This is a genomic window from Cellvibrio sp. BR (assembly GCF_000263355.1).
Taxonomy (GTDB): Bacteria; Pseudomonadota; Gammaproteobacteria; order Pseudomonadales; family Cellvibrionaceae; genus Cellvibrio.
Map to the genome: position 1 here is coordinate 55,362 of NZ_JH668203.1, position 16,951 is coordinate 72,312.

12 protein-coding genes are annotated in these 16,951 nt (G+C 47.8%); 4 read left to right on the forward strand and 8 right to left on the reverse strand.

Going from position 1 to position 16,951, the window contains the following annotated elements; all coding sequences use genetic code 11:
• Positions 1-86: 86 nt before the first annotated feature.
• From O59_RS13460 to O59_RS13480, 5 genes are all read right to left on the reverse strand, one after another.
• Entirely contained in the window at positions 87-1,568 is a 1,482-nt protein-coding gene (locus tag O59_RS13460) for a tryptophan halogenase family protein (RefSeq protein WP_007643653.1), read from the reverse strand.
• Positions 1,569-1,606: 38 nt separating this feature from the next.
• Positions 1,607-2,329, reverse strand: coding sequence for a SapC family protein (locus O59_RS13465; RefSeq protein ID WP_007643655.1), 723 nt, complete (start codon positions 2,327-2,329; stop codon positions 1,607-1,609).
• Between the two features lie 84 nt (positions 2,330-2,413).
• A complete protein-coding gene (locus O59_RS13470) occupies positions 2,414-5,428 on the reverse strand; it encodes a TonB-dependent receptor (protein ID WP_040392693.1) in 3,015 nt (1,004 codons plus the stop codon).
• 387 nt (positions 5,429-5,815) lie between these two features.
• Complete coding sequence (ung, locus tag O59_RS13475; protein ID WP_007643659.1) at positions 5,816-6,499, reverse strand: uracil-DNA glycosylase; 684 nt, start codon at positions 6,497-6,499, stop codon at positions 5,816-5,818.
• Positions 6,500-6,609: 110 nt separating this feature from the next.
• Positions 6,610-7,212 carry a peroxiredoxin gene (locus tag O59_RS13480; protein ID WP_007643661.1) on the reverse strand — a complete coding sequence of 201 codons (603 nt, stop codon included), beginning with the start codon at positions 7,210-7,212 and terminating at the stop codon, positions 6,610-6,612.
• Positions 7,213-7,607: 395 nt separating this feature from the next.
• On the opposite strand from O59_RS13480, the gene O59_RS13485 reads away from it, so the two are divergent.
• Both O59_RS13485 and bfr read left to right on the forward strand, forming a co-directional pair.
• Complete coding sequence (locus O59_RS13485) at positions 7,608-7,817, forward strand: bacterioferritin-associated ferredoxin (RefSeq protein WP_007643663.1); 210 nt, start codon at positions 7,608-7,610, stop codon at positions 7,815-7,817.
• A 162-nt stretch (positions 7,818-7,979) separates the two neighbouring features.
• On the forward strand, positions 7,980-8,456 hold the full coding sequence (bfr, locus tag O59_RS13490; RefSeq protein WP_007643664.1) for a bacterioferritin: 477 nt from the start codon (positions 7,980-7,982) through the stop codon (positions 8,454-8,456).
• Positions 8,457-8,560: 104 nt separating this feature from the next.
• Here the strand turns inward: bfr and O59_RS13495 are convergent, their stop codons facing one another.
• The 3 genes from O59_RS13495 to O59_RS13505 form a co-directional block, all read right to left on the reverse strand.
• A complete protein-coding gene (locus O59_RS13495) occupies positions 8,561-9,397 on the reverse strand; it encodes a general secretion pathway protein GspB (protein ID WP_007643665.1) in 837 nt (278 codons plus the stop codon).
• 4 nt (positions 9,398-9,401) lie between these two features.
• On the reverse strand, positions 9,402-11,093 hold the full coding sequence (locus tag O59_RS13500) for an ExeA family protein (protein WP_007643667.1): 1,692 nt from the start codon (positions 11,091-11,093) through the stop codon (positions 9,402-9,404).
• Between the two features lie 128 nt (positions 11,094-11,221).
• Positions 11,222-12,625, reverse strand: a complete 1,404-nt coding sequence (locus O59_RS13505) for an MBL fold metallo-hydrolase RNA specificity domain-containing protein (RefSeq protein ID WP_007643668.1) — start codon at positions 12,623-12,625, stop codon at positions 11,222-11,224.
• Between the two features lie 209 nt (positions 12,626-12,834).
• Here O59_RS13505 and O59_RS13510 point away from each other — a divergent pair, with 209 nt between their 5' ends.
• Both O59_RS13510 and gcvP read left to right on the forward strand, forming a co-directional pair.
• Positions 12,835-13,764 (forward strand): family 16 glycosylhydrolase, encoded by a 930-nt coding sequence (locus O59_RS13510; RefSeq protein ID WP_007643669.1) that lies wholly within the window; start codon positions 12,835-12,837, stop codon positions 13,762-13,764.
• Positions 13,765-14,033: 269 nt separating this feature from the next.
• Entirely contained in the window at positions 14,034-16,943 is a 2,910-nt protein-coding gene (gene gcvP, locus O59_RS13520; RefSeq protein ID WP_007643670.1) for an aminomethyl-transferring glycine dehydrogenase, read from the forward strand.
• Positions 16,944-16,951: the final 8 nt, after the last annotated feature.

Genomic DNA, 16,951 nt, shown 5'->3' on the forward strand with positions numbered 1-16,951 from the left:
GCGAAAACCAAAACAGCACCGCTTGATGGGTGCCGAGTATATTACTTGGCTTAATAGCAAGTCGATCATGTTTAACTGACATCAAATCACTTTTCCATAGCGCAGTACTGGGCAATAAATTGCTCATGGCTTGGCAACAACGCGAGATTCCTTGATATGTGATCACGAAATCCAGTCATATACTGGCTAAACTCAGTATTTGACATATTATCTACAATAGGCTGGTAATTGGCAGGCGCAAAACCCTGACCAATCAAGACCTGTGTCCAACCATTGGTTCTGAATAATTCATCTCCCCCCAGAAATACCATGCCGCTTTGGGTGAACATATCCATACGATGACGCAAGGTATCTGGTATTTGCATGGTTCGTACGTAATTCCAGAACTCCGTATCACTACGACGTGTTGCGTGATAATGAAGGATAATAAAGTCGCGAATACTTTCAGCCTCCTCCTTAGATTGGCGGTTATATTCATCTACCAACACTGGCTGAACACCGCGCAGAGGAAATAAGCGCAAAAAGCGAATCAAGCCAGAAGTTACCATGTGAATACTGGTCGACTCCAAAGGCTCAAGAAAACCCGATGCCAGCCCCAATGCTATACAGTTTTTATTCCAACCGAACTTACGCCGCCCAGTGGTAAATTGTATTAGGCGCGGGTTATTTAACATCGTACCTTCGACATTATTGGTTAATGTTTTTTCCGCCCAGGTTTGATCCGTAAATTGACTGGAATAAACGAGGCCATTACCCGTGCGATTTTGTAGCGGGATTCGCCACTGCCAACCAAATTCACGCGCAGTAGAAGTCGTGTAAGGAGTGGCAGGTTTCACCTTGGCTGTTTGTACTGCCAGTGCGGAATCGCAAGGTAACCAATGCTGCCAATTCTCATAACCGGTTTGTAATGCTTGCTCAATCAGCAAACCGCGAAAACCACTACAATCAATAAAAAAATCTGCCTCAATCTTCATGCCGCCATGAAGATGTAAACACTCAATAAAACCAGTATCAGGGTTTAGTTCGACATGCTCGATTTTTCCCTCGTGACGAACCACTCCCAACCCTTCGCTAAACTGACGTAAAAATTTTGCGTAAAGTCCAGCATCAAAATGAAAGGCATAGTTCAGTGCAGGGCTTTCGCTAATCCCAAATCGCTCTGCCCGTGCGGCTTCATGCTCAAGACAATAGGCACCAAAAGGAATATCCAACCCTAATGCTTTTGCACGCGCCCAAAAATGCTGAAATTCTCCAGCCCAAAAAATACGACCAACTTGACCAAATGCATGAATGTAATCCTCACCAATTTCCCCCCAATTCTTAAAATTTATTCCCAACTTAAATGTTGCATGGGTGGCTCGCATCATGTCCGCTTCATTAATACCGATTAATTTATGAAACGCCAGCATAGTGGGTATTGTTGCTTCGCCAACGCCGACCACACCAATCTCTTCGGATTCGACCAACGTTACATTTACTTTTCCCTGATATATCTTTCCAATCGCCGCCGCAGCCAACCACCCTGCCGTTCCACCACCAACAATTACAAGATTTTTAACCAGCCGCATGCTCAGCCCTCCTATCTTTATAGACTTGGAAAATCATCTTAGTCGCGTGAAAGTTGAGTATTTTTAAGATCTACCAACGATTGGATATTAGTAAATGATCCGATGATTAAATAGGCATATCGCAATAAGCCAGTGCGATGCAAATTGGCAACCTCTGCATCAGGCAGTGATAATAAACGTGCCTTATTAATGGTTGCATAACTGCTATTTTTATACTTTTTCCCATTTGAAAAATCGATTTCAATCGTGACTTTCTCAATTAAATCCAACCTTTCAAATTCTGCCATCATCCACTCCGCCTCAGCTACACCTTCGTGTAGAACGGATAAAACGTTGGTCATCCTTTCCAAAAAAGGTGAATTTCCCCCATGAGGTAAAAAAAGTAACTCTCCTTGCTGCTCAAAAGAAACACGCGGGCTATCCAAATCAATATTAACAACAGCCTCAACATTACCATTGGTGTGCTCTTGCATCCCGATTACAAAAGGCTCTCGCTCGATCACCGCGGGAACATAGGGAACACGCCACGAATCTCCAGTCAAAAACAGATTTTCATTCGCATCAAAACCAAATAATGCAATTGTCAGCCAGCGATCACTCTCCATTTGCTGAAATAGAATGGGGTAGTATTTTTGGACTTCGTTAAATTCACTCGGATATACCGCGCAGCCGGCAACTGCATCGCCAAACTCTGATCCACGCTGTGTAATAACACGTAGGTTTTTGTGGGCAATATTATTAAGCACTTCATATTTCGCCATTTATTTTTCCTTCTCAAAACTTACAAAAAAACAAAGCCGCTGTCTCCAGCGGCTTTGTTTATTGGTTGCCAATAACGCTATAACTTAAAAAGTATAACGCAAGCCAACCTGGTAACGAGCCCCCAAATCTTCCAGGGATAACAACTGAGCCTTTGAGCGACCATGAGTTCGATAGTTTTCACCAGTTACGTTGATACCTTCAGCTGTGACGCTCAAGTTATCATTGATTTCGTAACCAATAGAGACATCGATTTGTGCATAGTCCTCAACATATTCAGGTTGATTGCCGCCGCCTGCAGTCCGACTTTCAAGGAAGCTGTCACGCCAGTTGTAAGCAACGCGTACTTGCCATGCATCGCGATCGAAGAAACCAACGAAGTTAGCAGTATCTGACAAGCCTGTCATAGCAAACTGACCTTCGGTAGTCAGGTTATCAAACTCCACATCCGCATCAACCATAGTGTAGTTTGCTTGTACCCCAAAACCTGAATCACCAAACCAGTGTTGTACTGCGAATTCAAGACCATCAATCACTGTAGCCTTGTCATTAACAGGTTTGTTGACTTTCCACATCAGTAGCGGATCATCTCCATCAGCGCGAACCCAACGTCCATTGTCAGAAATAAAGGCCGAATCAGAATTTTCCAACACATAAGTGTGCAATGCTAATTCGTTAGCTTGTGGTATTCCGCTACCTACAGCCAATTGACCTAAACGCACGTCACGCAATCCGTAAGCAGACTCTTCAACAATTTGCGTACCAATGAAGTTATCAACGTCCTTGCGGAAATAACCCAAGGATACATAACTATCCTCGGTATAATACCATTCAGCAGAAACATCGGTATTAAAGGACTCCATTGGCTTCAAGTTTGGCACACCAGCGTTCGCAGTGCGGTTATACAAATCGTTCAAACCAACATCTGGACGCAAATCAACATAACTTGGACGACCAATAGTTTCGCTTAAAGAAAGACGCAATTTCAACGAATCAGTTGGGCTAATATCGAAGTCAATATTTGGCAACAAATAGTCATAAGAGCCTGAACCGGTTTGTAATGTTTTTTCACTTTCATAACGTACAGACCAGTCGTTGTCACCTTCCCACCAAAGTATTTCAGGCTCATTTACCAATGAGCGAGAGCTTACGTCGGTTTCTTCGTAGCGAACACCAACAAGTACATTTGATTCCATGCCGCCAAGTTCAAAATTAGAGTTAAATTGAACGTAAGCTGATTTAGATTCTTCTTCAATAGTACGATTAGTGGTGTAAATATTGTTCCATTGGATTTTGCCATTTACGAAATCATAGAAATCCGCTGGATAGGCTCCACTTGCATTAATTGCTTCGGCAGTTTCTATAATTTTTGGCAAATTAGCATCAACACCGATAAAAAATAATGGGTCATTGGTGGTTGAACCGTAATCGGGGAAGTCTTTACCAAAATCGCGCAACTCAAAATACTGGTCAGGATATGCAGCTGGATCTATACCATCCCAGTTACCAACACCTTGACGGTTATCACCTGACGCAAGACTTTCATTTGAGTCCTTACGCTGCTCAATACCAAATCTAAGTGCTGCATTTTCAAAGAAGCCGGAACCATTAAATTGAAATTCACCAGACAATTGCGTCTGTTCAATTTCAGTGCGGTTGCGCGAGCGTGGGTTATTGGTCATAGCGCCGCTAACATCGCCACCATCAAGTACGCCATTACAGTTACCACTACGGTATGGATCTCGCGGGGCGCGATTACGTAAAATACAATCATCAAAAGTCACACTCATCAAAGGCATGCTTTTGGACCAATCAACGTATTCACCAGTAACAACGTTGGCATTCATGCCAACATCAACACCATCACTAGCATTTTTTGCGCTAGAGCTGTGATGATCAAGTGCCAATGAGAATTGATCATTCACTTCAAATGCAAGATTGAGACCGACTGAATTATTATCGGTGTAAGACTCAACATGAGCACCAGCGAAGGACACATCTTTCAAGCGACTAACGCCGTTAGTAAGATAGGACTCACGGTAAATAACCGGAGTGCGAACAGCGCCATTGTCGAAGGTTAATTCTGAAATTGCATCGACATTAAACCAAACTGATTGTTGTGAGCGATCTGAAGTACGATCCAAACCGGAGTATGTGTAATCCAGAGTCGCAGTCAAACGCTCAGTTGGTTTGAATTGAAATACTGCTTGAGCATTGGTGCGCTCGCGCTCATTGTCTTGGACTTCATAACGCAAATCGGTTGGCAAGGCGTACAAATCGCCGTGATTTGGAGCATTATTGATTACTACGCCATCTTTGAAGCGTTCCACTGAGCGCTTGGTAAGATCTGGATTAGTTGAATCCCAAGTATTAATGTTTGCCCAGTTGTTTACAAAGTTGTTCGCGTTTGAATTGTCCCGGCGCTGATAAGAACCGGTAATAGCAACACCAAAGGTATCGTCATCGTTAACCCAGGAATACAACCCTGAAATTTCTGGTGTAATTTCATCACCTACACCCGAGCGCACAGTTTCATCTTGCGTTGCTTTCACGCCAATACTAGCGCGACTACCTGCTTCCAGCGGGCGAAGTGTTTTGATATTGATGGTGGCGCCAAGCCCACCTGTAGCTATATCCGCGCGGCCGGTTTTGTAAACCTCAACACCGAATACTGATTCTGATGCAAGATTGGCAAAATCATAGGCACGAGTTGATGAGTCGCCAGTATTGTTATTAGCAACTGCAGGCATTACGCGACCATTTAAGGTCACCATGTTCAACTCAGCACCAATACCACGAGCAGTTACTTGCGAGCCCTCACCATCAGAGCGATTGATGGATAAACCAGTGATACGCTGCAAAGACTCTGCGAGGTTTGTATCGGGCATTTTACCGATATCTTCTGCAGAAATTGCATCCACAACACCCACTGCATTGCGCTTGGTATCCATCGACTGCATTACCGATGCACGAATACCAGTAACCATCACCTCTTCGAGTTGACTGTCCTGTTGCGCCAACGCCATTCCGCTTACCCCAGCCGCCACTGAAGCAACTGCTGTGGTTAAAAGTTTCTTCTTAAAGCTTATTGTTTTGTACATGGAGCCCTCTCCTTTATTATCGTCGGGATTATATTTCCGGTACTGCTATGCCTGAAGCACGGCCCAAAGAAAGGCAACGCCTCAAGCATTTTCGCTCCAAACCCTGCAAGCGAATTCGCTCTCGCCTATCGCTGTCGTTATTAAAACGATTGCATGACTTTAGCCGAGATAATTAAACATAAACGTTAGAGTCGATCTCTTTTTCTTGCCAAACACTCAGAATGAAAAGTCAGGTGCCACTGATTTATTTTTTTGTTAACTGGAGCCAAAATTACCCCCATGTGACAGCGCTGTCAATCGATTAAAAATTAACTTTACACATATTATTTAACGAGACATGCAGAACACCTTATTGTCAAAAAGACACAAATAAGGTGTTTTCAGCTACTACAACTGCCAATCAATAGGAGATTTTCCTTGGGAGTGTAAGTAGTGATTTGCTTGGGAAAAATGTCCGCAGCCGATGAAACCGCGGTGTGCAGATAAGGGAGATGGGTGCGGTGCCTTGAGTACTAAATGCTTTTGTGGGTCAATAAAGGCAGCTTTTTTCTGGGCGTAACTTCCCCATAAGAGGAAAACAACACCAGCACATTGCTGATTTACCAGCTGAATCGCCTTGTCAGTAAATTGTTCCCAGCCCCGCCCTTGATGCGAACCGGCGGCAGCCTGTTGGACAGTCAATGTGGCATTGAGCATGAGCACACCTTGATTAGCCCATGCTTGTAAACATCCATGTCCTGGATGCTTAAAACCTATATCGCGCTGCAGCTCCTTAAACATATTTTGCAACGACGGCGGCACTTGAACACCCTGTTGCACCGAGAAGCATAAGCCATGAGCTTGATTGGGGCCGTGATAAGGATCTTGCCCAAGGATTACAACTTTGACCTGATCTAACGGCGTACTGTTGAATGCATTGAAAATATTCCTGGACTCCGGATAAATAACTTTACCCAGTTGCTTTTCCGCCAGCAGAAAGGCTTTTAACTGCTGCATGTAAGGCTGCTCAAACTCTGGCGCCAAATGAAGTAACCAGCTGGGATGAATATCTATCTTTTTAGCAGTCGCCATGATTTAACAGCCTCAGAATACTTACAAAAACACACAAGCAGAACTTTCAGGCAATAAAAAGCCCGACACCAGGCCGGGCTTTTTACAAGACTTACTGCGAAAAGTAAAACTTAGAGCTTGTCGCCGTGCTCAGCCAGATATTTAGCAACACCTGCTGGCGATGCGTCCATACCTGCGTCACCTTCTTTCCAGCCCGCAGGGCATACTTCGCCGTGTTGCTCATGGAAAATCAATGCATCAACAGTGCGAATGGTATCGTCAATGTTACGGCCAATTGGCAAGTCGTTAACGATTTGAGAGCGCACTACACCCGCTTCGTCGATGATGAAAGTGCCACGGAAAGCTACACCATCAGCAGACTCTACATCGAATGCTTTAGCAATTGAGTGGGTAATGTCAGCAACCAGAGTGTAACGAACTGGACCAATACCACCTTCGTTTACTGGAGTATTACGCCATGCGTTGTGGGTGAATTGTGAATCGATAGAAACACCAATCACTTCTACATTGCGCTTTTTGAACTCTTCTACGCGGTGATCAAATGCCAACAGCTCTGATGGACATACAAAGGTGAAGTCCAATGGATAGAAAAATACAACAGCTTTTTTGCCTTTGGTGGCTTCAGCAAAGTTGTAACCGTCTACGATTTCACCATTTGCCAATACGGCTGATGCGGTGAAGTCAGGTGCTTTTTTACCAACTAATACGCCCATGTTTAATCTCCTGATAGTTAAGACTGAGGGTTGAGGTTCAAAAATAAGGACAACAGCAATCGGATACCAAATCTATTCACTGTATGTGACGATTGGATGGTCAGTTATTGATTGCCTATTCTTCGTCGATAGTGCGTGGCTATCATACACATGCCTAGCCCTATGTCCCATTGATTTTCTATATGACAATTCCAAAACTAAGACTATTGGCCAACAACTGGCACCAAAATATATAAACAAGTTATAAGAAATAATAGCAATGCATTTCAAATAAGAATTTATCTCACAACTTGTTGACACAACTTCTCATTAGACTTAGAGTTTCATTCGTAATCATATTGAAGCCGCCTCTGCGACTTTGAGATCACTTCCTGAACAATCTGTGGAACTGTGCTATGTACGTTTGTGTATGCAAAGGCATAACTGATAGACAAATCAAAGCCGCTATTGATGATGGCGCCAATTCCTTGGGGCAGCTGCGCAAAGCATTGGGTGTTGCTAGCCAATGCGGTAAATGTTCAGTAATGACGCGCGAAATTCTGAATGAAGCGCTCAACGATACCCCTATGATCAACGGCTTACCGCAATTCTACGCCCTAGCCTAACTCCTGCTGCGCCGAATCAAGCACTAAAAAGAATCTAAATCATTTCGATTTTTAGTGCTTTTTCCTTCCCCATCAAATACTTAGATAAAATCCTACGCTTGACACTGAGCCATTCGGCGACCAGACTCTCCTTTTGTTATTTGACGCATTAAGGAGAACTCCATGAAAGGCGATCCACAAGTCATCGCAGTATTGAACAAGGTTCTGGGCAACGAGCTGGTGGCGATTAATCAATATTTCTTGCACGCACGCATGTACAAAGACTGGGGCTTAAAAGAGCTGGCCGATCACGAATATCACGAATCTATTGATGAAATGAAACACGCGGATGCATTGGTCGAGCGTATTCTGTTTTTAGAAGGGCTTCCAAACTTGCAAGACCTGGGTAAATTGCACATTGGTGAAAATACGCCGGAAATGCTCAAGTCTGACTTAAAACTCGAATTGAAAGCGATTCCTGACCTGCGCGACGGCATCATCATCTGCGAAGGTGTGCGTGATTTTGTAAGCCGCGACCTGTTAAAAAGTATCCTCGAATCCGAAGAAGAGCATGTTGATTGGCTGGAGACCCAGCTGTCATTGATTGATACTGTCGGTCTGCAGAATTATCTGCAGTCCAAAATGGGCTCAACCACTTGATTCTGAATAGCTGCCTGGAAAGGTATTAAAAGATAGTAAAAAGGAGCCTGCTGGCTCCTTTTTACTGTTGTGCTCGCGAGGGTTAAACCCACCCATTCCCTAATCTACATATTGATCCAACCATTTAATGCCCGCAATTTGAATACCCGGTCACCATGTTTTAGTACTACACCATCGACCAAAATATCCTGCACCACAAATTGACCGGTAGCGACTATATTGCCCACCCCCAAGGTTTGCCCGTTGATAACCACGCTGCTAATGCCACCGGCCAGATAATCATGACGCTGGTAGCTGATGGTCGGCATCTTCTGTTTGGTATTCCAGGGCAGCTCGTTAAAGTCCTGGACATGAGTCATGGAGTCAAAGGTGCGCGCAGGCTCACGCACAACCTCCGCAGGTGGCAACGCCGCTTGGGCCACTGAAGGACTAGCGAAAGGATCTACTACCGATTCCGAACCCGTCGCTTCTTCAGGGGCATAGAGTTGACTTACATCAGCCTCCATTGTTGGTTCTGGCGCAGCATCTTCCGCATAGAGATCTTTTATATCAGTCGCAGCAACTCCACTGCTATCCGGCCGGACAGCAACAGCACTCGCCAAGCTGGCGGCAGATTGAGAGGGCAACGGTTGCTGCGGTTGGACTGGAGCCACTACCGCCGGTGTTACAGGTTGACTAACCGGAGGTTGCACCTTGGCGGGCGCGGACTGAACGGGCGAAATAGCAGTTGCTGTCGGCGAGGTATTGGTTGTTTGCCAGCGCCAGATAATGACCGCCACTAGTACAATAATTAGCGCAGCCGCAACCCACCAATACCATGCACGGGCAGACTGCTCCGGTTCCAGCGCCAATGGCCGATGTTGGGTATTCAAATCCGGTACCGGTGTTTGATTTTTACGCTCGGTATCGGCGCGATTGAGGGCATCCAAAATTAACGACATAGAACTACAGCCCTTGTGCTTCTGAACCCTGCACATTTAAAAGCGCAGGTATTTTTTGTTCATCCAACTGGACCAGTGGTTTATCCACCCCCAGCACTTCATTGAGGCGACGCAAGGTTTGAGCGCCTATAACACCATCCGGCAGAATGTTTTGCGTGCGCTGAAAAAGCTCTACCCGTTTTTTAAGTTTTTCAGTGTAAAACTGGCGCGTCAGGGGTGCAGGTTGCTGATCAAGCTGGGCAAACTGTTCTGCCACCCAAGTGACTAAATCGCTTTTATCGCCCAACTGCAAACTTTTTTCGAACCCTTGCGGACGCGACCAGACATAATAAAAGTCGCCCGTCCACAGTGGCGCTATATCGCGCCAAGGGATAATCCGCTCCACCCCATTTTCGATAATCAGCACATAGTTTTCACTCAGCCCGACCAACAACAGGTACACCCACTTTTTATCGCTGGTCGCCAAGGTCATCAAGCCCGGGCGATTGATGTCCTTTAATTCATCCCAGGACGCGAGGCGCACTTTTTCGCAACTGTAGTTCACCGCAACCGACGCAAGGCACGGGTTGGTGATATCGCCTACAGCAAGGGAAAGATGATCAAACAGTACCAATTGCGCCGCCACTAAATCCCTTGTCGCCATCGCAATCAGTGGCGATTGTTCGTTCTGGGCACTGGATGACGCTGTACTACTTGAACTTGCGAATAAGGAAGATGATTGCGTTGGCTCATTTACTGCTTCCGCATTGGCCAAAGGTGCAGAGCTGGTTGAGAGCTCATCCGGCAACAAAAACCATACTGCCACCATCACCGCTGCAACAACTGCAACCAATAAGGCATGCCAGGAGGTGCGGGCAGCAGCAACTTTCTCCTCCTGGTGGGTAGCCGTGCCCGCGACTTCTTTGGCGGCAGAAGCGAAAATCTGTTTATCGATGTTGTGCTGATTTTGCGCATAGGCGCCGAGCAATAACCGTTCGCAGAGCACGTTGATTAACCGTGGAATACCACCGCTAAATTCGTGAATTTTTTTAATGATGGCATCGCTAAACGGGCGCTGATGATCCGGTAGACCGGCAACTTTCAGGCGGTGATGGATATAGGCTTTGGTTTCGGCGGGTGTAAGCGCTTCCAAATGAAAGCGGGCAGTGATGCGCTGGGATAATTGCCGCAATGCCGGGCGTGCTAATAGTTTTTTCAACTCAGGCTGCCCCACCAGCATAATTTGCAGCAGCTTTTCAGTGGTAGTTTCAAGGTTGGTAAGCAGGCGAATCTGCTCCAGCACCGGCACTTTTAACAGCTGCGCCTCATCTATCAGCAATACGGTTTTACGACCTTTGCGATGATTATCCAGCAGGAACTCATTGAGCGCGTCAGTCAGGTTTTTAACCGTTAACTCGTCGCTGATGTAACTCACCCCCAGCTCATCACAAATTGTGCAGAGCAACTCAGGCGCATTGGCCGTGGGGTTAAGGATAATCGCGATATCGGTATTTTCCGGCAGCTGCTCCAGCAGACAGCGAATAATTGTAGTTTTACCCGTGCCCACCTCGCCGGTGAGCATTACAAAACCACCGTTTTGGATGCCGTATAATAGGTGCGCCAACGCTTCCCGATGCTGATCGCTCATAAAGAGATAGCGCGGGTTAACGGCGATAGAAAAAGCGGGCTCTTTTAGCCCAAAAAATTCGTGATACATAGACGCAGCGGGACACAGTTATTATGAATGGCTAGGCAGGCCGGAATCATAACAGGCCGTGTCGGATACAGGCAGCCTCTTATTAGGTTGACGCACGCAAGCAACACCAGAATTGCCTAACACCGATCTCAAAAATGCACCCCCGCACCACGAGTAGCAACTACCGCTTCAATTTGATGCTGACTCCACAGGGCTTTGGCCAAAGCTTGCAGAGCATCCGGCTCGCCGTGTACTAAATAAAAGCGCGGGCTATCCACAAAACCGGCGGCCCAATCCAGCAATTGCTGCTGCCCGGCATGGGCGGAAAAACCGCCCAGGGTGTGAACTTTGGCGCGCACCATAATCTCCTGGCCAAAGAGTTTTATCTTCTTCACCCCATTTACCAGAATGCGCCCCAATGTGCCTTGGGCTTGGAAACCCACAAACACTAGATGAGTGTTTTTCTGCCAGAGGCGATGTTTGAAGTGATGGCGAATACGCCCGCCGGTACACATTCCGCTGCCCGCAATAATGATCGCCCCCGATTTGACATGATTGAGCGCCATGGACTCCTCCACACTGGCAGTAACAGTCAGACAAGGCAGAAACTCACTCAATGTGCGGCTGCGATATTCACTCATCACGGCGCGATCTTTGGCGTGCCAGTCATGGCGCATCTGCTCATAGACCTCAGTCACCGCGCCGCCCATGGGGCTATCCAGATAAACCCGCCAACCCTGCAACTTCCCTTGGTGATACATCACCCCTAACTGGAATAGCAGTTCCTGGGTGCGGCCGATAGCAAATGCAGGAATCAAAATATTGCCATTATCTGCCGAAGCTGCCGCCAGCACCTCCTCAAATTCAGCGATAGTGTCATCAAATGAGCGATGGTTACGGTCGCCATAAGTGCCCTCCATCAACACTACGTCGGCATGACGCAGTAGCGTCGGCTCAGGCATTAAGGAGGTGTCGGGATTACCCAAGTCGCCGGAAAAAACCAGTGTTTTAGTGCTTTCTCCCGCTCCCAAATGCAACTCAACAATCGCGGAACCAAGGATATGTCCTGCATCGTGAAACACCAGATTCACGTCAGCCCCGATTGCCTGAAGTACACCATAGGTGGAGGGTTCACAGAGCGCGAGGGCACGCTCCACATCCAAATCATCATATTCCGGCCGCAGCAATTCCTTGCCGGCACGTTCGCGGCGCAGGTTTTCGTAATCCAGATCGCGCAGATACAAACTCAGGGCATCTTTTAGCAAGATGGGCAATAAGCGTGCGGTGCCCTCGGTGCAGTAAATACTGCCGCGAAAGCCACCGCGCACTAACCGCGGCAAGCGGCCACTATGATCCAAATGCACATGGGACAAAATCACTGCATCAATAGCTGCCGGATCAAAGCTGAATGCCTGCTCTTCGCTGCCCTCCCCCTGCAGAATTCCACAATCAAGCAGGTAGCGTTTGCCAGCCGTTTCCAACAAATGACAGGAGCCGGTGACTTCCTGAGCCGCCCCCAAAAAAATGAGTTGATGCGCTTTGGCGTTATTCATACCGACTCCTTTATTGTTTTGACTTTTGTGTGCTCTCTATGGAGCTTAGCAGCTAAAGCGCCGCGCCGACTTGTCAGCTGGCGTTCCATTTTTCTGCACCTATCCCATGTTTAAAAGCCGCCTCAAACTGGCACACATTTCACCTTATGCTGTGCAACTATAGGTGGGTAGTTACTGCTGTCGGGACAATAAAGAGACCAGAGGAATTTATGATAAAAACCCTAACCACCAAACACCTCCCAATACTGCCAGCTGGTTTGGTATTACTAGCGAGCTATCACGCACAGAGTGAGAATGCGTTAATCGCCTACCCCGGTTACACCGGCGAATATCCAGGTTACACCCTGAAAGTCGATGAGCGTTTTGATCGTCTGGATAACATGCTATGGCGAGTAGGCGACGGCGCGGTGGGTCATGAGTCGGCGTGCCGTTTTACGCCACAAGGTGCGCAAGTAGAAAAGGGCTTACTGCATTTAATCGTCAACCAGGAAAAAGTACCCGCCAGCTGGTCAGAGGATCATCAACAGGAAAAGCGACCCTATGAGTATTCCTGCGGCGAATTGCGTACCGCACCCACTAAAACCATCAAATACGGGCGTTTTGAAACACGTATGAAAGCCCCTGCTCGTAGCGCTGCCAGCGGTTATATCTCTTCTTTGTTCACCTATACCAATAGCGGTTCACCGCGCGAGTGGGAGGAGATTGATGTGGAGCTGGAGGGCGGCCGCCCTGACAAGTTCCAAGCCAATTTGATTTATGGTTTGGATACCCCCAATTGGGTTGCTACCCGCGAATGGGGTGCATGGGAAGATAAAATTGAAGTAGGCCCGGTTGATGACTGGCGGGTATTTGCCATCGAGTGGGCACCCACTTTTATCAAATGGTATGTAGACGGCAAACTGGTCAAAACACTCGATCAGAGCCAGCTGGACTGCAAACCCGAATGTGCGCCCGGGCAGAAAAAGCCAACACCGATTCCCGACAACCTGACATCACTCATGATGAACTTCTGGATTCCCAACGATGAAATTCAGGATGTATTCGGCGGCAATAAAAAACACAACACCTACCCGATGGTGACTCAATACGACTGGATCAGAATTTACCAGTTGGATTCAGCCCCACTCGCGAATTATTGATTAGGTTTTTCTATCACCCGCAAAACGCATCTGCTCGACTACCCATTCCCCCTCCAGCCGACTGCTCCAAGGTCGGCTTTTTTACGTATAAGTGCTGGCTTCTGGTGCAAAGCGCGGCAGGTTAGATTGCCCGCCAAGCCCCAAATTGATACCATTGCGGCCTTTTTAAGCAGGGGCCCTTTTTTTACAGGCAACTCCTGGTAAGCAGCCCCCCTCGGCCGCAACCCTCTCCCGCCTTTATTATTGATTTCCTTACACAGAGAGTTTCTATGTCAGTTGATTTTCGTTCAGCTCCGCTATCCGCTTTGGCCAATCACGACGAGTTTGTACAGCGTCATATCGGCCCGGATGCCCAACAAACTGCCGCTATGCTGGCAACCCTGGGCGTCAGCTCAGTCAAGGAGCTGATCGACAAAACGGTGCCGGACAATATCCGCCTGAAAAACGAACTCAATCTGGGCGATGCGGTCAGCGAAGCCAATGCACTGGCCCAACTCAAAGCCATCGCCAGTAAGAACAAGATCTTCAAAAACTACATCGGCATGGGCTACCACGACACCCACGTGCCACTGGTGGTGCTGCGCAACGTATTGGAAAACCCGGGTTGGTACACGGCTTACACGCCCTACCAACCCGAAATCGCCCAAGGCCGTTTGGAGGCATTGCTCAACTACCAGCAAATGATCATCGACCTGACCGGGATGGAAATGGCCAACGCTTCGGTATTGGATGAAGGTACCGCCGCCGCTGAAGCCATGGCGATGTGTAAGCGTCAAAACAAGAAAAGTAAATCCGACGTGTTTTTTGTGGATGCAGATACTCACCCGCAAACCATCGCTGTGGTGAAAACCCGCGCCGAACATTTCGGTTTTGAAGTTTTTGTCGCCAAGGCCGATGAACTTATCAATGGCGACTACTTCGGCGCCCTGCTCTCTTACCCAGGCTCTAGCGGTCAGGTACGCGATTTAACCGCGCTAATTGAAACCGCCCATAACAACAATGCACTGGTAACAGTTGCATCGGACTTAATGGCGTTGATGCTGCTCAAATCTCCCGGCGCTATGGGCGCCGATGTGGTGGTCGGCACCAGCCAACGCTTCGGTGTGCCTATGGGTTTTGGCGGCCCGCACGCCGGCTTCTTCGCTTTCCGCGATGCTTACAAACGCTCCGCTCCCGGCCGCATTATTGGTGTGTCAATTGACGCGCGCGGCAAACAAGCACTGCGTATGGCGATGCAAACCCGCGAGCAACATATCCGTCGCGAAAAAGCCAACTCCAATATTTGTACCTCGCAGGTATTGCTCGCGGTGATGAGCGTGTTCTACGCGATTTACCACGGCCCCGACGGCCTGAAACGTATCGCCAACCGCATTCACCGCTTGACCGCGATTGCTGCAGCTGCATTAAAAGCCAAAGGTTTCGGCATTACCAACAACCAGTTCTTCGACACTATTACCGTCAATGTTGGCGACAATCAAAAAGCGATTTATCAAGCCGCATTAAACGCCGAAATTAATTTGCGTTTGATGGGCAGCGATTCATTGGGCATCAGCCTGAATGAAACAACGTCTGCTGCTGATCTGGAAGCATTGCTTGCTGTATTTGGCGTAACCGGAATTGAACTGACGTCATTTGATGAGCAAGTGCTTGCCGGAAAAAATATCACCGCCAACAACGCGATCCCGGCTGATTTATTGCGTAGCGATGCGGTATTGTCCCATCCAATATTCAACACCTATCACAGCGAAACTGAAATGCTGCGCTATTTAAAGCGCCTGGAATCAAGAGACATCGCGCTCAATAACGCGATGATTCCACTCGGCTCTTGCACCATGAAATTAAATGCAACTGCCGAGATGATTCCCGTCACCTGGCCGGAATTTGGCAAGTTGCATCCCTTTGCGCCGATTGACCAAGCCGAAGGCTACAAAGAATTATTCGAAGAGTTACAAGAGATGCTCAAAGCCTGCACCGGCTACGATGCCATCAGCTTGCAACCTAACGCTGGCTCACAAGGCGAGTACGCCGGCCTTGTTGCGATCAAAAAATATTTTGAAAGCAAAGGTGAAACCCAGCGCGATATTTGTTTGATTCCCGCATCAGCGCACGGCACCAATCCCGCATCAGCACAAATGGTGAGTTACAAAGTCGTCGTAGTTGCCTGCGATAACAAAGGCAACGTTGATCTTGCTGACCTCGCAGAGAAAATCGCCACTTACAATAATCAAATCGCCTGCATCATGGTGACTTACCCATCCACGCACGGTGTATTTGAAGAAGGCATTACGCAATTGTGCGATATGGTTCATGCAGTCGGCGGCCAGGTCTATATCGACGGCGCCAACATGAACGCACTCGTCGGCGTTGCCGCACCCGGTAAATTCGGTGGCGATGTGTCGCATTTGAATTTGCACAAAACTTTCTGTATTCCCCACGGCGGTGGCGGCCCAGGCATGGGGCCCATCGGCGTCGGCAAACACCTGGAGCCCTTCCTTGCTGCGCATCCGGTGCAAGCAGTTCCGGGAACTGATGTAAACAACGGCACTATTTCTGCTGCACCTTGGGGCTCCGCCAGTATTCTGCCGATCAGTTGGATGTACATCAAAATGATGGGCGCTGTGGGTATGCGCCAAGCGACTGAATTTGCGATGCTGAATGCAAACTACGTAGCGAAAAAATTGGAAGCCGCTTATCCGATTTTGTACAAAGGCACCAACGGTTTTGTTGCCCACGAATGCTTATTGGATTTGCGTCCCTTAAAAGAAGCGAGCGGCATCAGCGAAGAAGATATCGCCAAACGTTTGATGGACTTCGGTTTCCACGCGCCAACCATGTCGTTCCCGGTTGCGGGCACATTGATGATCGAACCAACCGAATCCGAATCCAAAATCGAATTGGATAAATTCATCGAAGCGATGCTGATTATCCGCAACGAAATCGAACAAGTGATCAAGGGTGAAATTGCCGCTGAAGCCAGTGCCCTGCACAATGCACCCCATACCCAGGACGATGTACTGGAAGAAAACTGGACCCGCGCCTACTCACGTGAAGTTGCCGGCCGCCCTGCCAGCTGGTTGAAAAACCACAAGGTATGGCCAACGGTAAACCGTATCGACAACGTGTATGGGGATCGGAATTTGGTTTGCTCATGCCCGAGTATCGACAGCTACATGGAGTAAAACAGCGC